Source organism: Streptomyces sp. NPDC051940, assembly GCF_040680895.1.
Taxonomy (GTDB): Bacteria; Actinomycetota; Actinomycetes; order Streptomycetales; family Streptomycetaceae; genus Streptomyces.
On sequence record NZ_JBFAXR010000198.1, the window covers coordinates 1 to 10,782 of the forward strand.

Annotated in this window: 8 protein-coding genes; 5 read left to right on the forward strand and 3 right to left on the reverse strand. The window is 73.8% G+C overall.

The window, feature by feature from the left end; genetic code table 11:
* Positions 1-49: 49 nt before the first annotated feature.
* Positions 50-1,087: a peptidoglycan-binding protein gene (locus AB0M28_RS38240; RefSeq protein WP_365415064.1), complete on the reverse strand. Its 1,038-nt coding sequence runs from the start codon at positions 1,085-1,087 to the stop codon at positions 50-52.
* Positions 1,087-1,278 carry a hypothetical protein gene (locus tag AB0M28_RS38245; protein ID WP_365415066.1) on the reverse strand — a complete coding sequence of 64 codons (192 nt, stop codon included), beginning with the start codon at positions 1,276-1,278 and terminating at the stop codon, positions 1,087-1,089. Before AB0M28_RS38245 ends, AB0M28_RS38240 begins: the two co-directional genes overlap by 1 nt.
* 209 nt (positions 1,279-1,487) lie before the next feature.
* Here AB0M28_RS38245 and AB0M28_RS38250 point away from each other — a divergent pair, with 209 nt between their 5' ends.
* The 3 genes from AB0M28_RS38250 (at position 1,488) to AB0M28_RS38260 (ending at position 6,396) form a co-directional block, all read left to right on the forward strand.
* A complete protein-coding gene (locus AB0M28_RS38250; protein ID WP_365415068.1) occupies positions 1,488-2,216 on the forward strand; it encodes a hypothetical protein in 729 nt (242 codons plus the stop codon).
* Positions 2,217-2,302: 86 nt separating this feature from the next.
* Positions 2,303-3,514, forward strand: a complete 1,212-nt coding sequence (locus AB0M28_RS38255; RefSeq protein WP_365415070.1) for a cysteine desulfurase-like protein — start codon at positions 2,303-2,305, stop codon at positions 3,512-3,514.
* 5 nt (positions 3,515-3,519) lie between these two features.
* Positions 3,520-6,396 (forward strand): BTAD domain-containing putative transcriptional regulator, encoded by a 2,877-nt coding sequence (locus AB0M28_RS38260; protein WP_365415072.1) that lies wholly within the window; start codon positions 3,520-3,522, stop codon positions 6,394-6,396.
* On the opposite strand, the gene AB0M28_RS38265 is transcribed toward AB0M28_RS38260, so the two are convergent.
* Positions 6,332-7,621 (reverse strand): cytochrome P450, encoded by a 1,290-nt coding sequence (locus tag AB0M28_RS38265; protein WP_365415074.1) that lies wholly within the window; start codon positions 7,619-7,621, stop codon positions 6,332-6,334. The genes AB0M28_RS38260 and AB0M28_RS38265 overlap by 65 nt on opposite strands.
* A gap of 282 nt (positions 7,622-7,903) precedes the next feature.
* Between AB0M28_RS38265 and AB0M28_RS38270 the strand changes: the two genes are divergently transcribed.
* Together AB0M28_RS38270 and AB0M28_RS38275 are read left to right on the forward strand one after the other, a co-directional pair.
* A complete protein-coding gene (locus AB0M28_RS38270; protein ID WP_365415076.1) occupies positions 7,904-8,632 on the forward strand; it encodes a VWA domain-containing protein in 729 nt (242 codons plus the stop codon).
* Positions 8,633-8,737: 105 nt separating this feature from the next.
* Positions 8,738-10,759: an N-acetylmuramoyl-L-alanine amidase gene (locus tag AB0M28_RS38275; RefSeq protein ID WP_365415078.1), complete on the forward strand. Its 2,022-nt coding sequence runs from the start codon at positions 8,738-8,740 to the stop codon at positions 10,757-10,759.
* Positions 10,760-10,782: the final 23 nt, after the last annotated feature.

Below are 10,782 nucleotides of genomic sequence, written 5' to 3' on the forward strand. Positions count from 1 at the left end.
CCGCCGGGGCGGCCCCTCCCACGCGCGTGGCCCCGCGCCGGGTTCCCGGCTACCGCCGGGTGGGCAGCTCGTGGGCCAGCCGCCAGGTCTCCTTGCCGGGGAACCCGTCGGCGTCGTTGCGGAGTTCGGCGCGGGACTGCTGGAACGCCCGGACCGCGTTGCGGTCGGCGTCGCTCCATCTCGGGCCCGGGCCGACCTTGTAGAACTCGTCGAAGCCGAGGCGGATCAGCTGCCGGCCGAGGCGCGTGACGTGGTCGTTGACCTTGCCCGGACCGAAGGCGTCCGTGCCCGGGAAGGGCGGTGCGGTGCGCTTGCCCGCCTTGGAGGACTTGACGCGGAAGTTGCCCGTCTTGCGGCCCAGCGCGTCGAGACTGGCGGGGGAGACGACGCCGTTGGCGTCCTTCACGCCCAGCCGCTTGCGCCAGTTCGCGTAGCCCTGGTGGGTCTTGGGGCCCCACTTCCCGTCGATCTCGAAGGGGTAGAGACCCACCTCCTTGAGCGCCCGCTGGACGTGCTCGATGTGCGGGCGGGACTTGCCGGAGCTGAACTCGGTCCTCCGCTTTTCGAAGCGCCGGGACACGAACGCCAGGATCGTGGCGTCGGCGTAGACGCGGCCGGCCTTGGTGACGTATCGGGCGAGGACAGCGGGTGAGTAGAACCTGGGGTCGACGCGGGGGCCGTTGTCGGGGCCGTGGCCTTTGAGGCCGTTCCTCCCCTGCTTGTAGTCGGCGACCTGCCTCGCCGCGATCTCGGCGAGCTCCGGGTCGCCGACGGCGATGGCGTGGATGTGCGGGCCGCTGAACGGCGGTGCCGTCCGGTACCAGGCCGCCCACCCCGCCTTGCGCAGACTGCGCACGCGGTGCGCGATCTGGGCCTGTGTCAGGCCGCGGACGCTCACGTCCATGGCCCCGCCGCCGGAGTGCGTCCCCGCCGAGGCCTTGACGCCGTCCGTGTACGACCCCTGGACGAGGCGGAGTTTGAACCCGCCGATCCGCTCGGCCTCCTTCAGCATGCAGATGCTGCGGCGGTTCATCGTCACCGAGCCGAACCTCACGCGTTCGCGCGGGGCGGAAGTACTGAAGACCATCAGAGTTCCTCCGTGCCCTCGGACTCGTTGATCATCGCCTCGAACTCGTCCGGCTCGCCCAGCTCCACACCCGTCTCGAGCTGGTCCACCGGATCCCGCGCCTCGTCCGGTTCCTCGTCGAACTCGACGCTGTCCGCGTCCTCCTCGTCGGCGAGTTCCTCCATCGTGAGGAGTTCCTCCACGTCCGACATGGGCACCACCCCCGGTTGTGAGCCGCGGCACGCCCGTGCAGGCGGTCCGGGCCGTTCACGTTTCCACCGATCTGCGCGCGCGTCCATCGCACTTTTACCGGATTTTTCCAGCTGGTCACGGTCATGCCAAGAATTGGGTTTGGATCTCCCCCACCTGCGCTGAGCTGCAGTAATCTGCGGCCTCCGAATCCGAGGGGGGAGACCTTCGCATGTCCATGCCTCAGCCGCCACAGGGCGGCAACCCGTTCGCGAACCCGCAGGACCCGCAGGGCGGCAACCCGTACGCCGCCCCCCAGGGACAGCCCGGGGACGCCCCCGCGGGCGGACTCGTCTGCGGGTTCTGCGGGGCCGCACCCGCCGTGAAGGCGACCGTGCGCGGCCACCAGGGCCTGATCGTCAGGATGCGCTTCCTGAAGCTGGAGCAGGCGTACTGCCGCACCTGCGGCATCGCCACCGTCCGGAGCATGTCCGCCAAGACCCTGCTACAGGGCTGGTGGGGTTTCCTGTCCCTGGTCGTCGCGCCGGTCACCCTGCTGGGGAACCTGGTCACGAAGGGGAAGTTCACCAAGCTCGCCGAGCCCAGCGGCGGCTGGGGTCCCCCGCTGGACCCGGGCAAGCCGCTGCTGCGGCGCGGCGCCGCGATCGGCTTGCTCATCCCGGTCGTCCTGGTCGGCCTGCTCGTCACGGTGATCGCGCTGGACGACTCGGCCGCCTCCGCCGAGGCCGGTGACTGCGCCCACCGCGCGGGCGCGCGGGACCTCGAGGTCGTCGACTGCGGTGCGGCGAACGCCGACTACGTCGTACTCGCACGGATCGACGGCGACCTCTCCGACGCCGAGGCGGAGCAGAAGTGCACGGCCGAGGCGCCGGAGTCGGAGCTGTTCTACAAGCAGAGCGGCAGCGGCTCCGACTTCGTCCTCTGCCTGAAGCCGCACTGACGGCGCGGGCGCGGCCCGGGCGGGAAGATCGATCCGCGGGCGGAGTGGGTCTTGAAACACGCTGCCGGGTGGGCGACCGTGTCCGGGTGACCCTCGACATCACCGCCATACGCACCCGGTTCCCCGCCCTGAAGAGCGGCATCGCGTTCTTCGACGGGCCCGGCGGGACCCAGACCCCCACGCCCGTCATCGAGGCCGTCGCCGAGGCCCTGGCCGCGCCCCTGTCCAACCGGGGCGCGGTCACCCAGGGGGAGCGCAACGCCGACGCGATCGTCGGCGACGCCCGGCGGGCCATGGGCGACCTCCTCGGCGTACCGGCCGAGGGCGTCGTCTTCGGCCGCAGCGCCACCCAGCTGACGTACGACCTCGCCCGCACGCTCGCCAGGGGGTGGGGACCCGGGGACGAGGTCGTCGTCACGCGGCTCGACCACGACGCCAACATCCGGCCCTGGGTCCAGGCCGCCGAGAGCGCCGGCGCGACCGTGCGCTGGGCGGACTTCGACCCCGCGACCGGGGAGATCGAACCCGAGGACATCGCCGCGGTCACCGGCGACCGCACCCGGCTGATCGCCCTCACCGCCGCCTCCAACCTGCTGGGCACCCGGCCCGACACCGCCGCCGTCGCCCGCCTCGCCCACGACCGCGGCGCCCATCTGCACCTGGACGGCGTGCACTTCGCCGCCCACGCCCTCACCGATCTCGAGGCGCTCGGCGCCGACACGTTCACCTGCTCGCCGTACAAGTTCCTCGGCCCGCACCTCGGCGTCCTGGCCGCCCGGCCCGAGCTGCTGCACACACTCCACCCCGACAAGCTGCTGCCCGCCACGGACCGCGTCCCCGAGCGCTTCGAGCACGGCACGCTGCCGTACGAGCTGCTCGCCGGCACCACCGCCGCCGTCGACTTCCTCGCCGGGCTCGCGGGTCCGGGCGAGGGCGGCCGGCGTGCGCGGCTCGCCGCGTCGTACACGGCGCTGGAGGAGCGCGAGGACTCGCTGCGGCGCAGGATCGAGGAGGAGCTGGCGGCGCACGCCGCGGTGCGCGTGCACTCGCGGGCGGCCCGCCGGACGCCCACGCTGCTGGTCACGTTCGACGGCCGGGACGCCGCCGACGCGTACCGCTTCCTCGCCACGCGCGGCGTCGCCGCGCCCGCCGGCTCCTTCTACGCGCTGGAGGCGTCCCGGCACCTGGGCCTCGGGGACGGGGGAGGGCTGCGCGTCGGACTCGCGCCCTACACCGGGGAGGAGGACGTGGACCGGCTGCTCGACGGCGTCCGTGCGTTCCTGAACGGGAAGGGCTGATCCGCTTGGACGCCGAGCGCGGGGAGCAGACCGGCTCCGAACTCCGGGAGCAGATCCGGTTCCGGCTGCTGGGGCCGGTGGAGGTGCAGGCCGGGGGCTTACGCGTGCACCTGGCCGGACGGCAGGGGGCCCTGCTGGCGATCCTGCTGCTGAACGCCGGCCGCGTGGTCTCCGTCGACCGCCTCGCCGACCTGATGTGGGGCGAGCCGCCGCCGCGTTCCCCCTCGGCGCGGATCAGGATGCTGGTCTCCGAGCTGCGCCGGTCCTGTGCGGTGGCGGGCGAGGAGCTCATCCGCACCCGGCGGCCGGGCTACCTCGCCCGGCTCGTGCCCGGCCAGCTCGACGTCACCGCGTTCGCGGACGGCCTGGCGCTCGCCCGCAGCGCCGCGCAGGACGGCGACGACGCCGCCGCCCTGCACCGCTACGACCAGGCGCTCGGCCTGTGGCGCGGCACGCCGCTGGACGGGATCACCGGCTCCTTCGTACCGGCGGAGACCGCCCGGCTGGAGGAGCTGCGGGCCGTCGCGGTGGAGGAGCGGGCGGAGACCCTGCTGCACACCGGCCGGTACGCCGAGGCCGTCGCCGAGCTCGAACGCGTCACCGCGGACCACCCGTTGCGGGAGTCCGCGCACGGCCGGCTGATGCTCGCCCTGCACCGCGGCGGCCGGCGCGCCGAGGCGCTGGAGGTGTACCGGCGGCTGCGCACCCGGATCGCCGACGAGCTCGGACTCGAACCCGACCGCGCGACCCGGGGGATCCACCAGCGCATCCTGGGCGACGACACCCCGCCCGCCACCCAGGCCGCCCGGCCCGCCCTCCCCGTCCCCCGCCAGCTGCCCCCGCCCCCGCCGGTGTTCGTCGGCCGCGCCGCCGAACACGCCGGGCTCGACCGGGCCGCCCGCGCCGCCGGGGCCATGCCCGTGGCCGTCCTCAGCGGCGCCGGCGGCTCCGGCAAGACCTGGCTGGCCCTGCGCTGGGCCCACGAGCGCCTCGACCGCTACCCCGACGGCCAGCTCCATCTGAACCTCCGCGGCTTCGACCCCGCCAACGACCCGCTGCCCGCCCACGCGGCGCTGCGGCACTTCCTGCTGTCGCTGGGCGTCCACCCCGCCGCCGTACCGGCCGAGGAGGAGGCGCGCGCCGGGCTCTACCGGACCCTGCTCGCGGGCCGCCGGATGCTCGTCGTGCTGGACAACGCCCGCGACACCGCGCAGATCGAACCGCTGCTGCCCGGCAGCCCCGGCTGCACGGTGCTCGTCACCAGCCGCAACCGGCTCGCCGGACTGCACGCCACCCACGGCGCCGCGCTGATCGGCCTCGACGTGCTGCCGCCCGCCGAGGCCCGCGGCCTGCTCACCCGCCAGCTGGGCGCCGAGCGCGCCGCGGCGGACCCGGACAGCGTGGCCAGGCTCGCGGAGTACAGCGGCGGACTCCCGCTGGCCGTCGCCGTGCTCGCCGCGCGGGCCGCCCTGCACCCGGGCTTCCCGCTGTCCGTGCTGGCCGAGGAGCTGCGCAGCCCCGCCACCCGGCTGGACGCGCTGCGGACCGGCGATCTGAGCACGGACCTGCGCGCCGCCTTCACCTCCTCCTACCAGGCGCTGGACGACGCCGGATCCCGGCTGTTCGCGCTGCTGGGGGCGGTGCCCTGGCCCGGCGTCACGGTCCGCCAGGCCGCCGCCCTCGCCGGGCTGCCGGAGACCGGCACCCGGGCGCTGCTGCAGGGCCTGGAGGGCGCGCACCTCGTCCAGCAGCACCGGCCGGGCCGCTACCGGATGCACGACCTCGTCCGCCTGTACGCCGCCGAGCGCGCCCGGCTCGACGTGTCCGACGCCGAGCGGGCGGAGGCGCTGACGCGCCTGGTGGAGTCGTGCGTACGCGCCGCCTGTGCGGCCGACCGGCTGCTGTCGCCGAACCGCCCGCCCATGCCGGGTGCGACCGGGGACTGCGGCGGCGACCGCGACGGCCCCGACGCGGAACTCACCGGCCCCGAGTCCGCCCTCGCCTGGTTCGAGGAGGAGCAGTCCGCTCTCTTCGCCGCCCTCGGGCTCGCCGAGCGGCTGGGCCTGGACAGCGCCGTGTGGCGGCTGGCGTGGGCCATGGACACCTACCTCATCCGGCGCTGCCTGCACGAACCCCGCCGCGCCGCCTGGGAGTCGGCGCTCGCCGCCGCGCGGCGCTCGGGCACCGCCGGCAACCGGGCGCTGGCGCACTGGTATCTGGGCTACGCCCACGCCCAGGCCGGGCGGACGGCCGAGGGCATCGGCCGGCTGGAGCGCGCGCTCACGCTGTTCGAGCGGACCGGTGACCTGACCGGCCGGGCGCACACCAGCCACACCCTCGGCTACGCCTGGGTGCTGCACGGCGACCCGGCCGCCGCGCTCGGCCACGCGGAGCGCGCGCTGCGCCTGCAGCGGCAGCTCGGTGACCGGATCTGGGAGGGCGCCGCGCTCGCCGCCGTCGGCTGGTGCCAGGCCCGGCTGGGGCGGTACGCCAAGGCACGCTCGTACTGCGTGCAGGCACTCGAGCTGTTCCAGCGCCACCGAGACCCGGTCGGCGAGGCGGCCGCGCTCGACAGCCTCGGCTACATCGCCCTCCGGGCCGGCCGCCACCCCCGCGCCCTGGACTACTACCACCGCTCCCTCGCGCTGCGCGAGAAGCTCGGCGACGTCTACCAGGGCGCGGACACCCTGGCCCGGATCGGCGACGTCCACCAGGCGATGGACGACCCCGCCGCGGCCGGGGCGCCGTGGCGGCGGGCGCTGGAGCTGTACGAGGCGCAGCACCGCACCGCCCAGGCCGACGCCGTACGGGAGCGGATCAGGGCAGCGGTGCCTTCCGCCGCAGCCGGACCGTCAGATCGCGCGGTACCAGCAGACCGCTGAAGTCCACCGGGACGTCGCCCGGCTCCGGCCGGGCGACGTCCATGTCGCGCACCAGCCAGGCCGTCGTCAGGGCCAGCTGCATCATCCCGAGCTGGGTGCCCACGCAGACGCGCGGGCCGGCGCCGAACGGCAGATAGCTGTGCCGCACGGGCGCGGTGTGCGGCTCCAGCCACCGCTCGGGCCGCAGCTCGTCCGGGTCGGACCACCAGCGCGGGTCGCGGTGCAGCCGGTACAGGCTGAACATGACCTGGTCGCCGGTGCGCAGCCGCCAGCCGTCCAGCTCGGTGTCGCGGCGTACGGTCCGGCCGATCAACCAGGTCGGCGGCCACAGCCGCAGCACCTCCTTGACGAACGCCTCCGTGTACGGCAGCGCCCCGAGGTCCGGGATCTCCTCGGCTGCCGCGGCCTCCGCCTCGATCCGGGCCACCACGTCCGGGCGCCGGGTCAGTTCGTACACGATCCAGGTGAGCGCGGTGGCGGGCACGCCGAGGGCGGCCAGCATGATGCCGCGCAGGAAGCGCTCGATCTGCAGGTCCGTCAGCTCGTTCTCGCGCGGGGCGAGCAGCACCCCGAGCAGGTCGCCGGGCGCCGACTCGCCGGCCTCCCGCCGCTTCCGCACGATCGCCGTCATCAGGGCGAGCAGCTCCTTGCGGGAGCGGGCGAAGCGGCGTACCCGGCGCGACGGCCACCACGGCGGGTACTGCAGCGAGTCGCGCGACAGCGGATCGATCGCCGCCACGCTGCCCGCCAGGGCCTCCGGTACGCCGGCCGCGTCCTCGCCCAGGCAGAAGTCGGCGGTGGCCCTGCTGAAGAAGTCCGCCATGGCGGGCAGTACCTTCACCTCGCCGTCGCCGACGGAGTCGAGGAAGATCTCGCGCAGCCGGGCGGCGTGCGCCTGCGCCACCCGCCGGTGCAGACCCTGCCAGCCCGCCCGGCGGGTGGCGGTCCACAACTGGGCGTCCCCGGCCATCCGTTCGGGGTCCACACGGTCCGCGAGCGGTGAGTTCTCCGCGAGGAAGTCCCCGTTGGTCCTGGCCAGGAGTGCGTGCACCTGGTCCGGCGAGGACACCACGACGGTGCGGGCATCGAAGGAGAAGACATCCCCGTACGTGGCGTGGCACCGTTCCAGGAACCCGTTCCTGTCCCGGTCGTACTCCTCACTGTTGCCGAACAGCCAGTGCCCTCGGGGCCCCGGCGGTCGCTGCGGACCAGGTGCACGTTTCATCGGCCGGCCTGCTTCCCTGCCGTCAGTTCCAGAAGTTCCAGTAGGTGTACATGCCTCCCATCCGGACTCGGCCCAGCATGCGGACGGCTGCGTGGCGGGCGTGCTTCATCTTCTGCCTCCTGACAGACGGCGGACGTGACACCGACAACGATCCGGCGCCCGGCGCATCGATCGCGCATGAAAAGCGCATGCCGGCATCCGGCGGCGGGATGTCGGCATGCGGCTGCTGGATGCCGGCGGCCGCGGCTACCCTCGCTTCAGCGGTACGAGGGGGGAACATCCATGTCGCAGACGACCGGATCGGCCATCAGCCTGGAGAAGGTGCGGCAGACCGCACCGGGGCTGGTCAGCCTGTACAAGACCGCCGGGGACTCGCTCGCCCGGTACGGGCTCCAGGGCCAGCGGGCCGCGGTGTACCTGGTGCTGGACTACTCCGGTTCCATGAAGCCGTACTACGACGACGGCACCGTGCAGCATCTCGCCGAGCAGGTGCTGGGGCTGTGCGCGCACCTCGACGACGACGGGGTGGTGCCGGTCGTGTTCTTCTCCACCGGGGTCGACGAGGAGGAGGAGATCGCGCTCGACGACTACACCGGGCGCATCGGCCGGATCGTGGACCGGCTCGGGCACATGGGCCGTACCAACTACCACTGGGGGATGGACGCCGTCCTCGACCACTACCTCTCGCGCGGCGGCGGGGCGCCGGCGCTGGTGGTGTTCCAGACCGACGGCGGGCCCACCAGCAAGCTCGCGGCGGAGAAGTTCCTCTGTAAGTCCGCCGAGCTGCCGCTGTTCTGGCAGTTCGTGGGGTTCGGGCAGGAGCAGCACTTCCGCTTCCTGCGCCGGATGGACGAACTGTCCGTGCCCCAGCGCCGGATCGTCGACAACGCCGGCTTCTTCTACGCCGGCGACAACCCCCGCAAGACCAAGGACCGGGACCTGTTCGACCGGCTGCTCTCCGGCTATCCGCAGTGGCTCGCGGACGCCCGCCGGGCGGGCATTCTGACGTAACTCCCCGACCTGCGCGTTTCCTCGGCGCCACCACGGCGCAACCAGACCGTGGTACGTCGTGACATGCACCCACCACCACTGCCCGTGTGACAACCGGAGGCGTACTTGCACCCGCTCACGCACCTGCCGAGACCCCAGCTCCCCCGAACGCGCCGCGCCCGGCTCGCCGGGGCCCTGGCCGCCGCCGCGCTCGCGGTGCCCCTGCTGCCGGCGGCCCAGCCCGTCGTCGCGGACGACGACGGCACCGCCCTGCAGCGGGCGTTCGCCGCGGCCGCCGAGCGCCACCACGTACCGCAGGAGGTGCTGCTCGGCGTCTCGTACCTGCAGACCCGGTGGGACGGGCACGACGGCGCCCCCAGCGTCGTCGGCGGCTACGGCCCGATGCACCTCACCGACGCGGACACCGCGCTCGCCGCCACCACGGGCGGCCACCACGCCGAGGGCGCCGAGGACCCCCGCGGCGACCACGACGGCGAGGTGAGCTCCGACCAGGGCGGCACGCCCGCGGAGGCCACCGTCGACGCCGCGGAGCTGGCCGCCGACTACCAGTCCCTGGACCGGGCCGCCGAACTCACCGGCCTCGCCGCCGAGGAGCTGCGCACCGACGACGCGGCGAACGTCGAGGGCGGCGCCGCCCTGCTCGCCGACGCCCAGCGCGGGCTCGGTCTGCCGCTGAGCGCCGACCCCGCCGACTGGTACGCGGCCGTCGCGGGCTACGCGGGCTCCGACACCCTGGAGACCGCACGGGTGTTCGCGGACGACGTCTACGCCGTGATCGGCGAAGGGGCCGCCCGTACCACCGACTCCGGCCAGCAGGTGCGCCTCGCCGCCACCGCCGTGGCCCCGCGCACCGAACAGGCCGGCATGCTCGGCCTTCCCTCCCAGCCCAGCGACCCGCGCGCCCAGTGCCCGCCCACGGTCTCCTGCGCCTGGATCGACGCCGCGTACGGCGAGTACACCCGCCCCAACGGGACCGTCACCTACGGCAACCACGACAAGGGCAACCGGCCCGCGTCCCAGAAGATCAAGTACCTGGTCATCCACAACATGGAGGGCTACTACCAGGGTTCCATCAACCTGGTGCAGCGCCGGGACTACAACGCGTCCTGGCAGTACAGCCTGCGCGCCTCGGACGGCGCGATCACCCAGCACCTGCCGCACAAGGACGTCGCCTGGCAGGCCGGCAACTGGTACATCAACGCCACGTCCATCGGCCTGGAGCACGAGGGCTTCCTGCGCGCGCCGGACACCTGGTACACGGAGGCGCAGTACCGCACCTCGGCGCGGCTGGTGCGCTACCTGGTGAAGCTCTACGACATCCCGCTCGACCGGCACCACATCCTGGGCCACTACAACGTGCCCGGCGTCGGCACCGCGAACATCCCCAACATGCACACCGACCCGGGCCCGTTCTGGGACTGGGACCACTACTTCCAGCTGCTCGGCCGTCCCATCGAGCAGGACGCCGGCGTGGGCAGCCCGCTGGTGACCATCCGTCCCGACTACGACACCCACATGCCGTCGTTCACCGCCTGCGACCCGGCCAACACCGCCGCCGAGTGCCCCGCGCACGGCTCCGAAGCGGTCCGGCTGCACACCGCGCCCTCCACGGACGCGCCGTTGGTCAAGGACTTCGGCACGCACCCGGGCAGCGGCACGTCCACGCGCAGCATCTACGACATCGGCTCGCGCGTCTCCACCGGCCAGCAGTACGCCGTGGCGGACCGCTCCGGCGAGTGGACGGCCATCTGGTACAACGGCGTCAAGGCGTGGTTCCACAACCCGGCATCCAAGAAGACAGCCGTGCCGAGCCGCGGCTGGATCGCCACCGCCAAGCCGGGCGTCGCCCGCGTCGACGTCTACGGCGTGGCGTACCCGCTCGCCTCGGACTACCCGCCGGGCGTCGCGGTGCGCGCCTTCGCCCCGCTGCCGTACACCTTCCTGGCGGGGCAGAGCTACGCGGTGGGCGGGGAAGGGAAGCCGATCACCGGTGAGTACTACTCGGCGGTGACGTTCGACCCGAGCAAGCACGTGGTGGTGCGCGGTCAGACGTACTACCAGATCCAGCTCGGCCACCGGATCGCCTTCGTCCGGGCGGACCAGGTGGACGTGGTGAGCGCGGGCTGACCACACGCGTGCGGGCCGCCGGC

Excerpts from the sequence above, each read along its gene's own strand:
- AB0M28_RS38245 (WP_365415066.1), bottom strand. The coding sequence starts at position 1,278 with ATGTCGGACGTGGAGGAACTCCTCACGATGGAGGAACTCGCCGACGAG.
- AB0M28_RS38265 (WP_365415074.1), bottom strand. The coding sequence starts at position 7,621 with ATGAAACGTGCACCTGGTCCGCAGCGACCGCCGGGGCCCCGAGGGCAC.
- AB0M28_RS38270 (WP_365415076.1), top strand. The coding sequence starts at position 7,904 with ATGTCGCAGACGACCGGATCGGCCATCAGCCTGGAGAAGGTGCGGCAG.
- AB0M28_RS38240 (WP_365415064.1), bottom strand. The coding sequence starts at position 1,087 with ATGGTCTTCAGTACTTCCGCCCCGCGCGAACGCGTGAGGTTCGGCTCG.
- AB0M28_RS38250 (WP_365415068.1), top strand. The coding sequence starts at position 1,488 with ATGTCCATGCCTCAGCCGCCACAGGGCGGCAACCCGTTCGCGAACCCG.